Source organism: Burkholderia sp. GbtcB21 (genome assembly GCF_019091065.1).
In the GTDB taxonomy this organism is placed as follows: domain Bacteria; phylum Pseudomonadota; class Gammaproteobacteria; order Burkholderiales; family Burkholderiaceae; genus Burkholderia; species Burkholderia pyrrocinia_C.
Genome location: NZ_JAGXKA010000013.1, coordinates 240,857 through 259,719, shown reverse-complemented (window position 1 = coordinate 259,719; position 18,863 = coordinate 240,857). Strand labels below are relative to the sequence as shown.

Below are 18,863 nucleotides of genomic sequence, written 5' to 3'. Positions count from 1 at the left end.
CAGAAAGCCGGCCGTCAGGCGGCCGGCACCACATTGCGGCGCGCCGCGGAAGCAATGATCTGTTGCGCACGCAACAAAACCGGGCGGTCGACCATCTTTCCATCGACCGTCGTTGCGGCGCCGTCCGCACGCGACACCGCGTCGACCACACGCATCGCCCACTCCACATCGCGGGCGCTCGGGCTGTAGCACTCATGTACCGCCGCGATCTGCCTGGGATGGATACACAGCTTCGCGCCGAAGCCATGACGCTTGCCGTTCCGCGTATCGGCCACGAGCCGATCGGTGTCGTGGATATCAGGCGTGACGCCGTCGACCGGTGGTTCGATCCCTGCGACACGCGAAATCAGCGCAAGCTGCGCCCGGTACGGATTCAACGCCTCGCGATCGTCGTCGGTTCCCATCTCCGCGATGAAATCCAGCGTACCGAACATCAGGCGCTTCACATAAGGCGCTTTCGCGATATCCATCGCCGACCACATCCCTCGCGCCGTTTCGATGAGCGGAAAAACCGGAACCTTGCGTTTTGCCGCCGATACGACTTCGACAATGTCGTCGAGGCTTTCCGCTTTGGGAATGACGACACCCGCGATGCCGTCGAGCGCAACGAGTTTCGCATCCTCGTCGAACCACGACGTACCGCGCCCGTTGATCCGCACGAGCACCGGTCGATCGCGGGACATCCATGTCCTCACGGTTTCCCGGGCATCGACCTTGGCCGCGGGCTCCACGGCATCCTCGAGGTCGATGATGACCGCATCGGCGCCACTCGCCAGTGCACTCGCAAAACGTTCCGGCCGATTGCCGGGAACAAACAGATAAGACTGTGCGGAGAAGGCAGGTTCGGATGACATGGCAATCTTCTGTAAAAGAAACGGACAGGAGGCTGATTCGCAGATCACTGCAGGGCTTCATGCAGCTCGGGCACGAGCGCGAACAGATCGTCGACGAGGCCGTAGTCGGCCACGCTGAACCACTCTTTTAACGGCTACCACGATCTTCACGCGTCATTCCTTAATCGCTTCGTCGGCATCGTCCAGTGTCGCAAGGCATTACACGCGGAATCCCGTACGTCGACAACTATCGATTGACTCTGCCGGCCATAGCCCAAACCTATTGGCCGGCCCGCTTTCAGGCGATTGGCATCTTCGTGACGGTAAGCGGGCAGGCTGGGGTAAAGCGGTGAAGAGCGGCCTAGAGATCCGTATCGTCGAATTCCCCGATTACGTACAGCCGAACGCGGCCTTTGCGTCGGGCGGCCTCGACCGCTCGATATGCCCGGCCGGCGGCAGCATCCCCGCGCGCATCCATAGATGTCGTCGTGACGTAAAAACGGCTCCGGTATCTCGCCGGACACCGGAGCCGTTCATTCGACGCGCCGCATTCAACCGACCCGCGCTTCTCCCTGCCGCTCGGCTTCACCCTCATTCGCCGCCGTGCGCGCGAGCACCGGCTTCAGCGCCTGCCCCGTATGGCTCGCGCTCACCTTCACGAGCGCTTCCGGCGCCGCAGCCGCGACGATCGTGCCGCCGCCCACGCCGCCCTCCGGCCCGAGATCGATGATCCAGTCGGCTTCCGCGATCACGTCGAGGTCATGCTCGATCACGACGACGCTGTGCCCCGCGTCGACCAGCCGATGCAGCACGCGAATCAGCTTCGCGACGTCCGCCATGTGCAGGCCGACCGTCGGCTCGTCGAGCACGTACAGCGTGTGCGGCGCCTTCTGGCCGCGCCGCGTGATGTCGTCGCGCACCTTCGTCAGCTCGGTGACGAGCTTGATGCGCTGCGCCTCGCCGCCGGACAGCGTCGGCGACGGCTGGCCGAGCGTCAGGTAGCCGAGGCCGACATCCTTCATCAGCTGCAGCGGATGCGCGATGTTCGAGATCGGCGCGAAGAACTCCACTGCCTCGTCGATCTCCATCGTCAGCACGTCGCCGATGTTCCGGCCGCGCCACGTGACGGCAAGCGTCTCCGGGTTGAAGCGCTGCCCGTGGCATACGTCGCACGGCACCTTCACGTCGGGCAGGAAGCTCATGCCGATCGTGCGCACGCCCTGCCCTTCGCACGCAGGGCAGCGCCCGTCGCCGGTATTGAACGAGAAACGCGACGCCGTATAACCGCGCGCACGCGCTTCGAGCGTATCCGCGAACAGCTTGCGGATCGTGTCCCACACGCCGATATAGGTGGCCGGGCACGAACGCGGCGTCTTGCCGATCGGCGTTTGATCGACCTCGAGCACGCGATCGATTTGCTCCCAGCCGCTCAGCGACTCGCAGCCCTGCCACGCATGCGTGACGTTCAGCGACGGCCGCGGCGCGCTGCGCGCGAGCACGCTCGAACGGCGGTTGGCCGCCGGCGCGTCCTGCTGCGCGGCCTTGCGCGCGCGCCGCGTGGCCGGCGACGACAGCACCGAGCGGCCGACCGCGTCGAGCAGGTTCGTCATCAGCACGTCGCGCGCGAGCGTCGACTTGCCCGACCCGCTGACGCCCGTCACCGCGACGAGCCGCGCGAGCGGAATGCCGACCGTGACGTCGCGCAGGTTGTGCAGCCGTGCACCATGCACGGTCAGCCAGGCTTCCGGCGCCGCCTGCCCGCCCTTCTTGCCCGGCAGGCTCACGCCGCGGCGCGTTTGCAGCGGATGCGTCATCGGATGCGCGAGCAGGCGCCCCGTCACCGAATCGGACTGCGCGGCCAGATCCGCGACCGCGCCCTGCGCGACCAGCGTGCCGCCGCGCTTGCCGGCGCCCGGGCCGACGTCGATGATGTGATCGGCGCGACGGATCGTGTCCTCGTCATGCTCGACGACGACCAGCGTATTGCCCTTGTCGCCGAGCTTGCGCAGCGCGTCCAGCAGGATCTGGTTGTCGCGCGGATGCAGGCCGATCGTCGGCTCGTCGAGCACGTAGCAGACGCCTTGCAGGTTGCTGCCGAGCTGCGCGGCGAGACGGATGCGCTGCGCTTCGCCGCCCGACAGGCTCGGCGCCGCACGGTCGAGGCTCAGGTAGCCGAGCCCGACTTCCTCGAGAAACGCGAGGCGGCTGCCGATCTCGCTGACGATGTCGCGCGCGATCTGCGCGTCGCGCCCGGTGAGTTCCAGCCCGTCGATCCAGCGCCGCGTGTCCGACACCGTCCACTGCGCGACCTCGACGATCGGATGCGCGTCGAACGTCACCGCGCGCGCGGACGGGTTCAGCCGCGTGCCGCCGCAATCCGGGCACGGCTCGTTGCCGACGCCTTCCGGTTCCTGCTCGTCCGACGGCAGCGTCTGCTCGCGGCCGCGGCCGTCCTCGGCGAGCACCGTGTCGTCGTACGCGGCGCGCTGTTCGCGCGTGAGCGTGACGCCGGTGCCGACGCAGGTCGTGCACCAGCCGTGCTTGCTGTTGTACGAGAACATCCGCGGGTCCAGCTCCGGGTAGCTCGTGCCGCACACCGGGCACGCACGCTTGACCGACAGCACCTTCACCGCACCGACGCGCGCGGTCGAACGATCGTTCTGCATCGCATCGTGCAGCCCGTCGAGCGGCGCGAGCAGATGCATCACGCCCTTGCCGAGTTCGAGCGTCTCGTCGAGCACGCGCCGCAACTCGGCCTCGTTGTCCGGCGATACGACGATATCGACGACCGGCAGCTCGATCGTGTGCTCGCGGAAGCGGTCGAGCTTCGGCCACGGATCGACCGGCACGAACTCGCCGTCGACGCGCAGATGCGTGCTGCCGCGCGCCTTCGCCCACTTCGCGAGATCCGTGTACACGCCCTTGCGGTTGACGACGAGCGGTGCGAGCAGCCCGACGTGCTCGCCGCGATGATCGCGCAGCAACTGCGCGGCGATCGATTCGACGGACTGCGACGTGACCGGCGTGCCGTCGTGGATGCAATGCTGCAGGCCGAGCTTCACATACAGCAGCCGCAGGAAGTGCCAGACTTCGGACGTCGTCGCGACCGTGCTCTTGCGGCCGCCGCGCGACAGCCGCTGCTCGATCGCGACGGTCGGCGGAATGCCGTACACCGCGTCGACTTCGGGGCGTCCGGCCGGCTGCACGATCGAGCGCGCATACGCGTTCAGCGATTCGAGGTAGCGGCGCTGGCCTTCGTGGAACAGGATGTCGAACGCGAGCGTCGACTTGCCGGAACCCGACACGCCGGTGATCACGTTGAACTTGCCGTGCGGGATATCGACGTCGAGCGACTTCAGGTTGTGTTCGCGCGCGTTGACGATCCGCACGACATCCTCGCCTTCGATCGCACGGCGCTCGCGCGCGGCGTTCAGCACGGCCTGCAGCGGCACGCCTTCGTCGCCGAGCGGCGCTTCGGCATCCATCGCGCGATCGTATTGCAGCAACGCCACGCCGGTATGCGATTCGGCGCAGGCCTTCACGTCGTCGGGCGTGCCCGCGCACAGCACGAGGCCGCCGCCGTCGCCGCCTTCCGGGCCGAGATCGATCAGCCAGTCGGCCGCGCGGATCACGTCGAGGTTGTGTTCGATCACGATCAGCGAATGGCCGGCCGCGAGCAGCTTGCCGAACGCCTGCATCAGCTTCGCGATGTCGTCGAAGTGCAGCCCGGTGGTCGGCTCGTCGAACATGAACAACTTCACACGCGCGACACGTGCCTCTTCCGTGACGACCCGGCGGCCGTTGACCGCCGCCGCGGATTCGGCGAGGAAACCGGCCAGCTTCAGGCGCTGCGCCTCGCCGCCCGACAGCGTCGGCACCGGCTGGCCGAGCTTCACGTATTCGAGCCCGACGTCGACGATCGGCTGCAGCACGCGCAGCACCTCGGCGTCGGCCGCAAAAAACGCGGCCGCTTCGCTGACGGTCAGGTCGAGCACGTCGGCGATGCTCAGCGCGCGGCCATCGCGCTCGATGCGCACTTCGAGAATCTCGGCGCGGTAGCGGCTGCCGTCGCAGTCCGGGCAACGCAGATACACGTCGCTCAGGAACTGCATCTCGATGTGCTCGAAGCCCGAGCCGCCGCAGGTCGGGCAACGGCCGTCACCCGAGTTGAAGCTGAACGTGCCGGCACCGTAGCCGCGCTGCAGCGCAAGCGGCGCCTTTGCGAACAGCTTGCGGATCTCGTCGAACGCGCCGACATAACTCGCCGGGTTCGAACGCGTGGTCTTGCCGATCGGCGACTGGTCGACGAACACGACGTCGCCCACCTGGTCGGCGCCCGTCAGGCTGCGGTACGCGCCCGGCGACTCGGTCGCCTTGCCGTGGTGCCGCGCCATCGCCGGATAAAGCACGTCCTGCAGCAGCGTGGATTTGCCGGAACCCGACACGCCGGTCACGCACACGAGCCGCTGCAGCGGAATCTCGACCGTCACGTCGCGCAGGTTGTGTTCGCTCGCGCCGTCGAGCACGATGCGCGGCGTATCCGCGTCGACCAGCCGGCGCGCCCAGTTCGACGCATGCGCGACATGCTTGCGGCCGCCGAGGTATTCGCCCGTCAGCGTGTGCGCCGAACGGATGTCGCCCGGCGTGCCGTCGTAGACAATCGTGCCGCCGCGCTCGCCCGGGCCGGGACCCATGTCGATCAGCCGGTCGGCCGCGAGCATCACCGACGGATCGTGTTCGACGACGACCAGCGTATTGCCCGCGTCGCGCAGCCGCTGCATCGCCTCGACGATCCGCGTGAGATCGCGCGGATGCAGCCCGATGCTCGGTTCGTCGAGCACGAACAGGGTTTTCGTGAGCGACGTGCCGAGCGCCGTCGTCAGGTTGATCCGCTGCACCTCGCCGCCCGACAGCGTGCGGCTCTGCCGGTCGAGCGTCAGGTAGCCGAGCCCCACGTCGCACAGGTATTTCAGGCGCGTGCGCACTTCGGCCAGCAGCAGCTTCAGCGCGTCGTCGAGCAGCGCGCTCGGCAGGTTGATGTCGTCGAAGAAGCGGCGGATGCGCTCGATCGGCAGCAGCATCAGGTCGTGCACGGTCAGGCCCGGCAGCGCTTCGAGCTGCGCGCGGCTCCAGTCGACGCCGCGCGGCATGAAACGACCGGCCGGCGCAAGCACGCCGTCGGCATTCTCTTTCGAGCCGAGCCGCCATTGCAGCGATTCCGTCTTCAGGCGCGCGCCGCCGCACACGTCGCACGGCGTGTAGCTGCGGTATTTCGACAGCAGCACGCGGATATGCATCTTGTACGCTTTCGATTCCAGGTAGCCGAAGAAGCGCTTCACGCCGTACCACTGGCTCTGCCACTTGCCGTTCCAGTCCGGCGAGCCGTTGACGACCCAGTCGCGCTCGCCGTCCGTCAGCTCGGCCCACGGCACATCGCGCCGGATGTCGGCCTTCGCCGCGTAGCGCATCAGGTCGTCCTGGCACTCCTTCCATGCGGGTGTCTGCATCGGCTTGATCGCGCCGCCGCGCAGCGTCTTGCGCGCGTCGGGAATCACGAGGCCGAGATCGACGCCGATCACGCGGCCGAAGCCGCGGCAGGTTTCGCACGCGCCATAGGCCGAGTTGAACGAGAACAGCGCCGCCTGCGGCTCCGCATAGCGCAGGTCGCTGTCGGGATCATGGAGCCCGGTGGAGAAGCGCCACACCTGCGGCTCCGCCGCCGTGCCGCCAGCGTTTTCCGGCTCCGCCGCGAGCACGTAGACGTTCACGCGCCCGCCGCCGCGCTTCAGCGACGCCTCGATCGCCTCGACGACGCGCACCTTGTCGGCATGCTGCACGCGGAAGCGGTCGGCCACCACGTCGAGCACCTTGCGCGGCCCGGTGGGCGACGCGACTTCGCGCTGCGCCTGCACGCGCGTATAGCCGCTCGCGGACAGCCACTGCGTGACTTCTTCGTCAGTCACCGTTTCCGGCAGCTCGACCGGAAACGTGACGACGACGCGCGGATCGTCCGCCTGCGTGCGCGCGACGAGCTCCGCGTAGATCGTCTCCGGCGTGTCGTGCCGCACCCGACGCGCGGTCTTGCGGTCGAACAGCTCGGCCGCGCGCGCGTACAGCAGCTTCAGGTGATCGTTCAGCTCGGTCATCGTGCCGACGGTCGAGCGCGAGCTGCGCACCGGGTTGGTCTGGTCGATCGCGATCGCGGGCGGCACGCCGTCGACGCGATCGACCTGCGGGCGGTCCATCCGGTCGAGGAACTGCCGCGCGTACGCGCTGAAGGTTTCGACATAGCGCCGCTGGCCTTCCGCGTACAGCGTGTCGAACACGAGACTCGACTTGCCGGAGCCCGACGGGCCGGTGACGACCGTCATTTCGCCGGTGCGCAGGTCGAGATCGATATTCTTGAGGTTGTGCTGACGTGCTCCGCGAATGCGGATCAGATTGCTGGATGACAATTTGCCTGCCCGTCTGAATGAGTTAGCCAGAGTTCACGGTGCCGGAACGCTGCGGCGGATGCCCGCAGGCGCGGCGCACGCGCCGCCCAGGGTCGCACCTGGGCGGCTCGATTTCGACGGCTACTATACTGTATATTCATACAGTTTTCCATGGCCGGCGCGGATACCCCGGCAACGGGTCCGGTCATTCCGGCTCCGGCTTGATCGCGTCGGGCTTGCGTCCGCGCGCCGTCGGCCTGACCGGTACGCTGCGCCCGTACTCGTTCCACCACGCTGTCAGCGCTTCCATCGTCGGCCCGAGACCGCGCGCCTTCGCGGTGATCGCATATTCGACGCGCGGCGGCACTTCCGCGAAAACCGTGCGGGTGATCAGGCCGTCCGCCTCGAGCTCCCGCAGCTGCGCCGTCAGCATGTGCTGGGTAATGCCCGGAATCGCCTTTCGTAGTTCTCCAAAGCGATAGACGCGCTGGTTGAGCAGCCACATGATCTCCAGTTTCCACTTGCCCGACAGCAACGAAAATGCGCGTCGCATTTCGTCGTGCATGTTCACTTCATCGGCGTCATCAGTCATCTTTTCCATACCAACAGACAGAAAATCATCCTACTTGCATGCTTTCATCTTAGACGACATTCTTGAGTCAAGTCGACACCGAACAACTTAAGGAACCCGTAGTAAATGATTGAAACCTACGCATACTGGATCAGTACCGCATTACTGTCGCTGCTCTATCTGGCGTCCGCGACGCTGTACATCGCCAAGAGTAACCGGGTTCGCAAGAGCCTCGCCGGCTTCGGCTATCCCGCGTATCTCGTTTCGATCCTGACCATCGCGAAGCTGCTCGCCGTGGCGGCAATCCTGACGCGCGTCGGCGTGCCGCTCAGCGATCTCGCCTACGCCGGCGTGTTCTATCACCTGCTGCTTTCGGCCCTCGCGCACATCGGTGTGCGCCAGCCGCGCGGCGCGCTGCCGGCCGCAATCGGCCTCGTCTGTCTCGTCGTGTCGTTCACCACGCAAAACGCGGCGCGCGACATCCCGTCGCCGTACGGCGCGCTCGCGACGACACATCACGCAACCATCGACTGAAGGAGCACGCCATGGCCCGACTCAACGGGAAAATTGCCATCGTGACGGGCGCCGGCCGAGGCATCGGACGCGCCACCGCGAAACGATTCGCTGCCGAGGGCGCGACGGTAGCGGTCGTTTCGCTCACCCCCGCCAACGTCGACGCGGTGGTGGCCGACATCGAGGCAGCCGGCGGCAACGCGCTCGGCGTGCCTTGCGATCTCGGCAACGCGGACCAGATCAACGCAACCGTCGAAACGATCGCCACGACCTGCGGCGGCATCGACATCCTCGTCAACAACGCCTTCGATCCATCGGCACCGTTCTCGTCGATCGTCGATCTGCCGGTCGAGCAACTGCAGCGAAACTTCGAACTCGGGCCGATCGCATACCTGAGGATGATGCAGGCGGCCTATCCGCACCTGAAAGCGAGCGGCGAAGGACGCGTGATCAATTTCGGGTCCATGGCCGGCGTCATGGGGCTGGCGGGATACGGTCCGTACAACATGGCGAAGGAAGCGGTGCGCGCGCTGACGAGAACCGCCGCACGCGAATGGGCCGCCGACGGGATCACGGTCAACAACGTCCTGCCGCTGGCGCAGACGTGGGGCGCGGACGCCGACGTGCCGCCGCCGACCAACCCGCTCGGCCGCTTCGGCACGCCGGACGACGACATCGCGCCTGTCGTCCTGTTCCTCGCAAGCAGGGATGCACGGTTTCTGACCGGATACAGCCTCACGCCGGACGGCGGCGCGATCATCGACGGCGCGCGCTGAAGCGCGGTCGACGGGAAGCCGCTTCAATCGCCGGGAGCCGTCGCATACGCAACGCATCGGCGCGCGAGAACCTCGGTCGGATCGATCAGCGTCGCCCGCGCGCCGTTCCGCGCGGTGTATTCGCCGCCCGGAAGAAGGATAGGCAGCTCCGTGCACCCGAGGACGATCACGTCGACGCCCTCGGCGATCAGCGCGTCGACCGCGGCGCCGATATCCTCTTCGCACTGCCCGGTCGTGAAGCCGGCCTTGACGCCGTGCTTTCCGTAGATCGCTTCCATCACGCGTGCCTGCAACGCCGGCGCCGGCGCAACCTGTCTGAGCCCGTGCGATTCGAGCGCCTTTTTGTACACGCCGCTTTCGATCGTGCCCGACGTTGCCAGCACGCCGACATCGCGCAGCCGCGGATACGCGTCGCGCAGATGAGCGACGGTGACGGTCAGCATGTTCACGATCGGGATGCCGAGGTACGGTTGAATCCGCTCGACAAAAGCATGCGCGGTATTGCACGGGATCGCGATGATGTCCGCATCGCCGTCCTCGAGCTTCTTGCACGTCGCATACAGGGAGATCGTGGGATCCGTACCGGCATCGACGAGGTTCTCCGTCCGATCGGGAATCTGCGGATTCTGTTCGACCAGCAGCTTGATGTGATCCTGGTCGCGCGAAGCCGGCGTGTTGCGAACGATCTTGTGCAGGAAGTCCACTGTCGCGGCCGGCCCGACGCCGCCGACGACACCGATCTTGAACGTCGATGCACGGGAGTCGCACCGTGCCGAAACGACGTACTGCGCATACGCCAGATTGGAGTCGATCAGCGGTATCCGCCGAGGGCCGATTTCGTCGGCGACGAGCGCGATCTCCGTCAGCCCGGGAACGATGACCTGGGCCCCCTGATCCGCCAGATCCTCGCATGCGTCGCGCAGCAGTTCGATCGGCCTGCCGCGAAGATTGCCGCGCTTGATGCCGTCCGGCCCGTAGATCGCTTCGGTGACGAGATCGATATCGCCGCGCGGCCGCGGATGGACGATTTCGAACTGAGGCGACGGGAAGTACCGGTCGAACAGTCCGTTGGCCCGCACATGGTCCGAAGCCAGCACACCGATACGCGTGGCGCCAGGGTACTTCCGCTGCACGTGGCTGCGGACGGCTTCCACGATATCCACGATCGGCAGGCGCGTATTCGCCTTCAGTTCGTCGATGAAGGTGTGGCTCAGAAAGCACGGCAGCACCACCGTCGTCACGCCGCGTTTCTCGAACGCGCGGATCATGTCGAAGACATAGAGCTTGCGCTCGGTCGTCGCTGCGCTGCCCGAACCCGAACCCCTGAACGGATATTGCTCGAAGATCAGGTCGATGTGTTCTTCGTCGGACGACGCGGGCGTTGCCTTCACCAGCTTGAAGAAAACGTCGGCGCTTCCGAGCGGCCCAAGACCGCCGACCACACCGAATTTCCGCCGCGTATCCGCGATTTCCGCGCGCTTCATGCGTTCAGCTCCGGCCGGTCGAACGCGGCACGGTTCGACTTCGCCACCCGCCCGCCTTCCCACTTCGCGATCACGGCCGTCGCGACGCTGTTGCCGATGACGTTCGTCATCGTGCGGCCCATGTCGAGAATCTGATCGATCGCCAGGACCATGGCCACGCCGGCGGCCGGCAGATGGAACATCGGCGCGACGGCAGCGACGACGACCACCGATCCGCGCGGCACGCTTGCCATGCCCTTGCTGCTCAGCATGAGGATCAGCAACATGGCTATCTGCTGCGACAGCGGCATGTTCACGCCGAACGCCTGCGCGATGAAGATCGCCGCAAACGCCTGATACATCATCGAACCGTCCAGGTTGAACGCGTAACCCAACGGAAGCGTGAAGCCGACCACCTTCTTGTCGACGCCGAACTTCTCCAGCTGCTCGGTCAGGCGCGGATAGGCCGCCTCGCTGCTCGCGGTCGAGAACGCGATCAACGCGGGTTCGCGCACGGCCTTCAGCAGGCTCCCGACGCGCCGCCCGAGGAATGCATAACCGGCGCCGATCAGGATCATCCACAGGATGAGCAGCCCGAGATAGAACGACCCGATCAGCTTTCCGTACGTGTAGATCACATCGAGCCCGCGCAGCGTGACCGACGAAGCGATGGCACCGAAGACGCCGAGCGGCGCCGCGCGCATCACGTAGTTCGTCAGGCGCAGCATCACGGGCACCATGCCGTCGATCGACTGGATCACGATGCCGACACGCTTGTCGCTCTTCAGTGCGCTCAGCGCGATGCCGAGAAAGACCGAAAAAACGAGAATCTGCAGGATGTCGTTGCGCGCCATCGCATCGAGCAGGCTGGTCGGGAACGCGTGCGTGATCACGTCCCTGGCGTTCAGCGCGGCCGTATTCAGGCCGACATTGACCTCGCCCGCGGTCTCCGTGAGCTTCAGGCCGGCTCCCGGCTGCAGCGCATTGGCCATGACCAGGCCGAGGCTCAACGAAATGAGCGATGCGCAGACGAACCACCCGATCGAGCGAAGGCCGATGCGCCCGACGTCTTCGCCGCTGTCCATTCCCGCGAGGCCGGAGACGAGCGTGACGAACACCAGCGGCGCGATGATCATCTTGATCAGTCGCAGGAAGATGTCCGTCACGATCGAGAAATAGCCGGCAATCGTCTTGAGCGTGCCCGGGTCCGAAATGCCCGTGTGACACGCATAGCCGGCGACGACGCCGAGGATCATGCCGACTGCGATGCTTAGGGTAAGGCGATTTTTCATGTCCATCCGTCCTTGGGTGGCGCCCGGCCCGGCCGCCGGAAGGCGGCTGTCGGGCGCTGGAATGAGCGCAGGCGACGCTGTCCGCGCGTCACATTTGCCGTTGGAACGAATGGTAGGGAGGGTCAATAAAACCGTGATGCCGGTCCATCATGGCGGTATGCGAGCGCCGCATAAGGCGGGAAAACCCTAGCCCGGCGCGGCAGCGGCGGCGCTCAGATGCTGCCAGAGCGTCTCCAGGAACTCGCTGCGATTGGACGCGTCGCGATATACCCGCAGCTCGACTTCGAGGTTCCATGCAGCCGGCCCGGCCGGCAGGAGCTCGCCGGCCGCGAGTTCGGCGGCGATTGCGCTCTTCGGCAGCCATGCCACGCCCTCGCCTTCCATCACGAGCTTTTTCAGCACTTCGGCCATGTCGGACTCGTAGTGCAGTTGCAATGCCGGCACCTCGGGTGCGCGACCGAGCAGCAACGCGAGACACCGCCCGAAGTAGCTGGTTTCCGTATATGAAATAAGCGGCAACGGATGCTGTTTCGTGCCGGGAAGGCGAAACGCGGGCGCCGATCGGCGGTTGGGCCTGCAGGCCGGCATCAAGGTGTCGAGGCCGACGGTCAGATGCTCGTACCTGACCGGGTCGAGATGGAGCGGAAGCTCGGGATGGTGATAGGCAAACATCAGCTCGCAGTTTCCGTTGACGAGCATCAGGATCGAATCATGGACGTTCGTGGGAATGACGCGTGCCCGCACCTCGCCGAAATGCGGCGCAAGCGCCTTGAGCCACGCCGGCAGGAAACTCAGCGCGATCGTGTGACCCGCTGCGATCTGCAGGCTCTTGCCGGCGATTCGCTGCTCGGTGCGGATAATCGCCCGGGTGTCGAACAACCGGCCGAGCACATCTTCCGCCGTCTCGCGAAACAGTCGTCCGGCCGGCGTCAGCACGGGCGGAAAGCTGCTGCGGTCGATCAGTTCGGCGCCGATCCACTGTTCGAGCGACTGGATCCGGCGGCTGAAACCCGATTGCGTGACGTTGCGGAACTCCGCCGCCCGGGAAAAGCTCTGGTATTGAGCGAGGGCGATGAAATCCTCGATCCATTTGATTTCCATGTTTGCCTTCGAGGTCCACAACCGGATCGACCTGCGGGTGACCGGCGTAACGGCGCGGGTGCGGAACGCAAAAGCTTACGAGCGTCGAGCGCGATTCGTCAAACGGCCCGGTTTTATCGCCACGTCGACGTCCTGCCGCGACACGCCGTCGACCATGGCCACCGGATACGGGTATCTTTCCGGAGATTCGACGTTCGCCGATGCACGATCCCGATCGTGCCCGGGCCGGGCGAACAGCGACCGCGGGGTTGAACGATGCCCGTCGCAACCGGGCGCCGATGCACGAACTCCATCGGCGCCCGCCAGGCTGTCGGGTAGACAGGTCACGCGGCGTCAGCCCTCCTTGCCCGCCGCCCCCTTCCCGCCGAAGGCTTCGCACTCGGGCTTGTCCCACCGCGTCTTCACGACGCGGTTATCCGAATCGAACTGAACCTGGTACTGGCAGGTCGCGACCTTTCCGGAATCGCGGAACTGGAACAGGTAATTCCACGTCCGCACATGAAAAATCCACTCGTGGAAATGCGGCGGCCCGAGCAGCTCGTACAACTGATTCTTCGTCACACCCGGCCGGACCTGCGCCAGATTCGCGAGATTCGGATACGTGCCTTCGGGCAGCGTGGCCGTATCGGCCGACGGGAACGGCGGATCGCCCTGCTGCGTGGCGCATCCGGACAGGCCGGCGACGGCGAGCAGTGCCGCGGCCGCGAACTTAGCAATGTGTGCGTTCATGTTTGGCATCGTCTGAATGAAAGGGAAACGGCGCGGTTCGCGGCTCACCACTGATACCCGGCACCGACCACCGCGCCATACGTGCCGCGCGTGTTGGTCGAGACGGCCGCCTTGTAGATCCAGTGGTTGTTCTCCGAAATCGTCGAAATACCGAGCGCCTGCCCGGACTGGCCGCGATACACGCTGCCGGCCAGCGCGACCATGCTCTTGCCCGGGCCGGACGGTTGCGGCAGGCCGGCCACGGCCATCGCCGTCGCCGTGCCGCCGTCCGCATCGCGGCGGTAGCTGTCGAGGCTGTTGCGCAAGCCGGCGACCTGGCCGTCCGTGTAGCTGTTCGCCTGCGACAGCGTGTTGCCGACGCTGGCGTTCAGCTGGTTCACGTTGACCGCATCGGTGCCCTGCGTGCCGGCCGCGACGTTGACGACCTGGCGCGCCGAATCCGCCGAGCCGACCGCGACGACGTTCGAGCGGCCGCCGTCGTTGCTGCCCGTGCCGATCGCGGCCGAGTTGCTGCCCGACGCGGTCGACCCGACCCCGATCGCGGTCGACCCGTTGCCGGACGCCAGCGACCCGTTGCCGACCGCCGTGCTGTTCGAGCCCGATGCGACCGCGCCCGAGCCGCCCGCCGACGAGTTCGACCCGGTCGATCCCGGCGGCACGTTGGAGCCGGCCGGATTCGACGTGTACGAACCGCCGAGGTTCGACGTGCGCTGGTTGATCAGCGTCGTCAACTGGTTGGCGACCGAATCGAGCTGCGACACGTTCACCGCATCGGTGCCGCTCTTGCCGGCCGCGAGGCCGGTGATCTGCCGGTTGCCGACGTTCACTTCGCCGGCCGACGACTGCGGGCTGCTCAGCCCGTACGCGATGTAGTTCGTCTGCGCGCCGACCGTGGTCAGCGAACCCGCGCCGAGCGCGACGCTGTTCGCCAGCGTCGCCGACGCGCCGGCGCCGAGCGCGAGCGCGTCGGTCGCGTTGCTGCGCGCGCCCGATCCGATCGCGACGCTGCCGACGCTGGCCGCGACCGTATTGGCGCCCTGCGCGACCGACTGCGCGCCGGTGGCCGTCGCGCCGCTGCCGAGCGCGATCGCATCGGCCTGCGCGGAACTCGCCGCCTGCCCGATCGCGACGCCGCCCGGCGCGGTGGCGTCGACGATCGCACCGTTGCCGATGCCCACGCCGTTATCGCCGTTGACGACCGTCGTCGGGCCGACCGCGATCGACTCCGCACCGACCGCGAGCGAGTCCACGGCCGTCGAGTTCGCATGGAAATACTTCTGGCTCGTGACCGCGAACGACTGCAGCGCGCCGGCCAGCTGCCGCACGGTCACCGCATCCTGCTGGCCGGTGCCGTCCGCGACGTTGGTGATCTGGCGATACGTCCTGCTCGCCGCGTCGCCGACCGATACCGCGCCCAGCAGCGTCTGGTCGGTCGTGTTGAACGGGATCGACGCGCTGCCGTTGCGGATCACGCCGGAAGCCGGCACCGTCGCACGATCGACCACCGAGCCGGCGCCGAGCGCGATGCTGCCGTCCACCCTCGCGACCGCGTTCGGGCCGATCGCGACGCTGTCGACGCCGAGCGCCTGGCTGTCCGGCGCGGTCGAGTTCGCGTGGAAATACTTGGTGCCGTGCGCGTTGATGTTGTCGATCGCCGAGCCGACGTTGTTGTTGATCGTCGTCGAGCCGTCGCTGTTGTACGTCACGTACGACGGCGCCGAGATCGTCCCGGTCGTCGGATCGTAGGTCGCCCCGCCGCCGATCGCGCCGGCCGTGCTGTTGCCGAGATTGGTGTTGTTCGACGTGATCGAGCTGAGGCTGGTCGACAACGAACCGATGCCCGTCGACGTCGCGGTCGACAGCGACGTCAGGTTGCTGTTCGTGCTCGACAGGCCGGTGGACAGCGAGCCGACGATCGTCGAGGTCGACGTGGACAGCGACGTGATCGAGCTCGTCGTCGAGCTGAGGCCGGTGGACAGCGAACCGATGCTCGTCGACGTGGCGGTCGACAGCGACGTCACGCTGCTGTTCGTCGTGCTCAGGCCGGTCGACAGCGAAGCGACGCCGGTGGACAGCGAACCGACGATCGTCGAGGTCGACGTCGACAGCGACGTGATCGAGCTGTTCGCGCTCGACAGGCCGGTGGACAACGAGCCGATGCTTGTCGACGTGGCGGTCGACAACGACGTGACCGTGCTGTTGGTCGAACTCAGGCCGGTGGACAGCGAGCCGACCACCGTCGACGTGGAGGTCGACAACGACGTAATGCTCGACACCGTCGACGTCGACAGCGACGTGACCGCCTGATTCGTCGCATCGAGCTGCGACCCGTTGATCGCGTCCGTACTCGCCGAATTGATGCGCCCGGCCGCGACGTTGGTGATCTGGCGTTCGCTGCCCGACGCGCCGACGCTGACGACGCTGGTCGGCGTCGTGCCCTGGAAGGTGTACGTGACGCCGCCGATCGTCGCGCTCGACGTCGGATGCGGTGCAGCCGTCGTCGAACCGGAGCCGAGCGCGACATCGCCCGCGTTGTTCGCCACGGCCGATGCGCCGAACGCCACCGAGCCCGCGGCCGCGGCCGTCGACGTGTTGCCGAGCGCGAGCGAGCCGACGCCCTGCGCGTTGTTCGAATTGCCGATCGCCACCGCGCCGTCGCCGTTCGCCGTGTTGTTCGAACCGGCCGTGACCGCGCCGGTGCCGATCGCGGTGCTCGGGTCGCCGATCGCCACCGCGCCGTTGCCGCTGACCGTCTGGCCCTGGCCGAGCGCGACGGCGCCGGTACCCGCCAGCACCTTCGAGTTGTTGCCGCCGGCGATCGAGCCCGCGCCCGCGGCAGCGGCGACCGAGTTGGTGTCGCCGATCGCGATGGTGGATCCCGCGGCCGCAACGCTGTTGATGCCGATTGCGGTCGAATTGATGGCCGACGCCGTCGCACCGGGGCCCAATGCGGTCGCCGATATGCCGGTCGCGCGCGCGAGATTGCCGAACGCGACGGCGAACTGCTGCGTCGCGGTCGCCTGCACGCCCATCGCGATCGAACTGATGCCCGACGTATTCGCGCTCAGGCCGAACGCCATCGATTGGTCGGCGCCCGCCGTCGTGCTCGAACCCAGCGCGATCGAGCTGGTGCCGAGCGACTGCGTGCCCGATCCCGGCACGCCGGCAACGCCGCCCCAGCCGATCGCGATCGACGAGCCGCCCTTCGCGCCGCTGTTGACGCCCATCGCGACGCCGGAATTGCCGGACGCCAGCGCCCCGCTGCCCACCGCAACGGCTGCCGCTCCTGAACTCGTCGACTGGTTGCCGATTGCGACGGTCCCCGTATCGGTGGCATGCGACGCGTAGCCGAGCGCAATGCTCTGAACCCCCACCGCGCTCGATCCGAGACCGAGCGCGGCCGCATACTGGCCGGACGCCAGCGCATTGTTGCCGAGCCCGATGGCGGCAACGCCGGTCGCGGCTGCGCCACTGCCGATCGCCACCGCTCCGCTTTGGGTCGCGCTCGAGAGATTGCCGATGGCAACCGAATAGCTGCCTGAACCGATCGCCTGCACGCCGAGCGCCGCGCTGTTGACACCGGTCGCCTGCGAGTTGATGCCGATGGCCGTCGAACCGTCGGCTACTGCGTGTGCGCCCGGGCCCAGCGCGGTGGCAGAAACGCCCGTTGCCGTCGACAGGTTGCCGAATGCGGTGGAATTCACCTGCGTCGCAGCCGAACCGTTGCCGACCGCTATCGAACTGGCGCCGCCGGTTGCCGACCCGCCACCCGCCGAGTACTGCGCATGCGCAGCAACATGGAACAAGCCGAGATACGCCGATGCCATCAGCACGGCCAACCGCCGTAGCGACGGAGCGGCAGGCATGCCCGCGTGTGTCGCCGCACCCCCGATCGCGGTACGTTCCGCCGCGCTGCTCGACGACGCAACGCGCTTGCCGCGCGCACGGTCAAGCTCCGACGCCGCAACCCAGGCCCCCAATGCTTCGTTCCAGATCGACTTGAACGACTTGTTCATCTTGTCTTCCCTCGGTTCTCATGTGCTGGATGACGCAACAGCGAACGCAACGACAAGCGACGACGCATCCCTCTGCGTTCCCGCCCGTCCTGCGACGCTCCGTTCTTCACTTTGGATAGCTAAATAAATGCTCGAACAACGCTGCACGACATTCCCGATCGCCATCGCGATCGCGCGAACGCACGCCGCACGTGCGCTTCGGCACGATGCGCGACGACGATCGCCGGTTATCGAATCATGGAAGCCGACCTCGCAGGAAAAGCGGCGACGCGATATACCGCGCACCGCGAATCCGCGCGCGTGCGCCGTCGCACCGAACCTGCGGCGACCTCGAATCTCATGGGAAAGCGTCGTTCAGACGCCGGATGGACGGATGCCGGCCCAGACCCCGGGGCGGCCCGCCGCGATTCATTCAGGAGGAGGATGGAGCTGCGTAGTCCCCGGGTTTGAAGCATGCGCCGCCGGTTCGCTCGAACCGGTGCGTCGACCTGCCGTGCCTGTCGTGCTCATATTTTTCGTGCCCGCCTGATTCGATAGCTCACCTCGCGCGACCGCGCCCGGACGAATCGAATCGCCGGGCCGCCAACGCGAAGCCGCTGCCTCTTTCCGTTCGGCCGCCAAACGCACTTTCCGGATTTCCGGAAAAGAACCGATGGCTTGCCGAACGACCCCTGCATCGAATTAATCGATCGAATTTCCTTGACGATTTTTTCTTGCTCGATGCTTCAACCCCAAAAAACTTCACAGCCTTCCGATTTATCTTGTATATCAACACATTCGGAGAATTATGAAGTTTGCATTACCCTCGTGCCAGTTATCCGCCCGCTGCAGAACGCCCAAACTCTGAGAATTCCATCATTCAATGTCACATTGAATATCGCATGACTCCGGATGCGACAGCGCAAGAAGTCCGCGCAAAACCGGTTGCCTCGAAGAACCGATTCCAGCCGCGCCGGGGCTAGTGTGCAGGGATTCGTCCACGCAAACCTTTTCCCGAGCGGACAAACCCTTTTCCAGAGCGGATGACATTTACATTCATACAATCCGGCACGAAATCCGATTTCTCCGAGAAAGAAATTCTGACCGGCCGCCAATAAAACCTTAATCAGGCAAGCCTCGAATCAGCGCCTTCAAT

Annotated in this window: 10 protein-coding genes and 1 pseudogene; 3 read left to right on the top strand and 8 right to left on the bottom strand. The window is 66.3% G+C overall.

Annotated elements, in window-relative coordinates; translation table 11 throughout:
• Positions 1-14: 14 nt before the first annotated feature.
• Positions 15-854, bottom strand: coding sequence for a CoA ester lyase (locus KVT39_RS26580; RefSeq protein WP_217590572.1), 840 nt, complete (start codon positions 852-854; stop codon positions 15-17).
• 325 nt (positions 855-1,179) lie between these two features.
• On the opposite strand from KVT39_RS26580, the pseudogene KVT39_RS26575 reads away from it, so the two are divergent.
• Positions 1,180-1,272, top strand: a pseudogene (locus KVT39_RS26575) (metal ABC transporter substrate-binding protein); the annotation flags it as partial.
• Positions 1,273-1,384: 112 nt separating this feature from the next.
• Here KVT39_RS26575 and uvrA read toward each other — a convergent pair.
• On the bottom strand, positions 1,385-7,288 hold the full coding sequence (gene uvrA / locus KVT39_RS26570) for an excinuclease ABC subunit UvrA (protein ID WP_217590571.1): 5,904 nt from the start codon (positions 7,286-7,288) through the stop codon (positions 1,385-1,387).
• A 184-nt stretch (positions 7,289-7,472) separates the two neighbouring features.
• Positions 7,473-7,868, bottom strand: coding sequence for a helix-turn-helix domain-containing protein (locus tag KVT39_RS26565; protein ID WP_217590570.1), 396 nt, complete (start codon positions 7,866-7,868; stop codon positions 7,473-7,475).
• 96 nt (positions 7,869-7,964) lie between these two features.
• On the opposite strand from KVT39_RS26565, the gene KVT39_RS26560 reads away from it, so the two are divergent.
• Positions 7,965-8,372 carry a DoxX family protein gene (locus KVT39_RS26560; RefSeq protein ID WP_034182370.1) on the top strand — a complete coding sequence of 136 codons (408 nt, stop codon included), beginning with the start codon at positions 7,965-7,967 and terminating at the stop codon, positions 8,370-8,372.
• A gap of 11 nt (positions 8,373-8,383) precedes the next feature.
• Positions 8,384-9,127, top strand: a complete 744-nt coding sequence (locus KVT39_RS26555; RefSeq protein ID WP_217590569.1) for an SDR family NAD(P)-dependent oxidoreductase — start codon at positions 8,384-8,386, stop codon at positions 9,125-9,127.
• 23 nt (positions 9,128-9,150) lie between these two features.
• Here KVT39_RS26555 and KVT39_RS26550 read toward each other — a convergent pair whose 3' ends face one another.
• The 5 genes from KVT39_RS26550 to KVT39_RS26530 form a co-directional block, all read right to left on the bottom strand.
• Entirely contained in the window at positions 9,151-10,611 is a 1,461-nt protein-coding gene (locus KVT39_RS26550) for an aspartate/glutamate racemase family protein (protein WP_175749173.1), read from the bottom strand.
• On the bottom strand, positions 10,608-11,882 hold the full coding sequence (locus KVT39_RS26545; protein WP_131949009.1) for a dicarboxylate/amino acid:cation symporter: 1,275 nt from the start codon (positions 11,880-11,882) through the stop codon (positions 10,608-10,610). Before KVT39_RS26545 ends, KVT39_RS26550 begins: the two co-directional genes overlap by 4 nt.
• A 186-nt stretch (positions 11,883-12,068) precedes the next feature.
• Positions 12,069-12,983, bottom strand: a complete 915-nt coding sequence (locus KVT39_RS26540; protein WP_131949010.1) for a LysR substrate-binding domain-containing protein — start codon at positions 12,981-12,983, stop codon at positions 12,069-12,071.
• A gap of 333 nt (positions 12,984-13,316) precedes the next feature.
• Positions 13,317-13,712 (bottom strand): outer membrane protein assembly factor BamE, encoded by a 396-nt coding sequence (locus KVT39_RS26535; RefSeq protein ID WP_217590568.1) that lies wholly within the window; start codon positions 13,710-13,712, stop codon positions 13,317-13,319.
• A 44-nt stretch (positions 13,713-13,756) separates the two neighbouring features.
• The gene (locus KVT39_RS26530; protein ID WP_217590567.1) at positions 13,757-17,728 is read right to left on the bottom strand and encodes a YadA-like family protein; all 3,972 of its coding nucleotides are present in this window, start codon (positions 17,726-17,728) and stop codon (positions 13,757-13,759) included.
• Positions 17,729-18,863 lie beyond the last annotated feature (1,135 nt).

Bases quoted from the DNA above. Each gene is read 5' to 3' on its own strand.
- KVT39_RS26545 (WP_131949009.1), bottom strand. From the start codon at position 11,882: ATGAAAAATCGCCTTACCCTAAGCATCGCAGTCGGCATGATCCTCGGC.
- KVT39_RS26540 (WP_131949010.1), bottom strand. From the start codon at position 12,983: ATGGAAATCAAATGGATCGAGGATTTCATCGCCCTCGCTCAATACCAG.
- KVT39_RS26555 (WP_217590569.1), top strand. From the start codon at position 8,384: ATGGCCCGACTCAACGGGAAAATTGCCATCGTGACGGGCGCCGGCCGA.
- KVT39_RS26530 (WP_217590567.1), bottom strand. From the start codon at position 17,728: ATGAACAAGTCGTTCAAGTCGATCTGGAACGAAGCATTGGGGGCCTGG.
- KVT39_RS26550 (WP_175749173.1), bottom strand. From the start codon at position 10,611: ATGAAGCGCGCGGAAATCGCGGATACGCGGCGGAAATTCGGTGTGGTC.
- KVT39_RS26580 (WP_217590572.1), bottom strand. From the start codon at position 854: ATGTCATCCGAACCTGCCTTCTCCGCACAGTCTTATCTGTTTGTTCCC.
- KVT39_RS26565 (WP_217590570.1), bottom strand. From the start codon at position 7,868: ATGGAAAAGATGACTGATGACGCCGATGAAGTGAACATGCACGACGAA.
- KVT39_RS26560 (WP_034182370.1), top strand. From the start codon at position 7,965: ATGATTGAAACCTACGCATACTGGATCAGTACCGCATTACTGTCGCTG.
- KVT39_RS26535 (WP_217590568.1), bottom strand. From the start codon at position 13,712: ATGAACGCACACATTGCTAAGTTCGCGGCCGCGGCACTGCTCGCCGTC.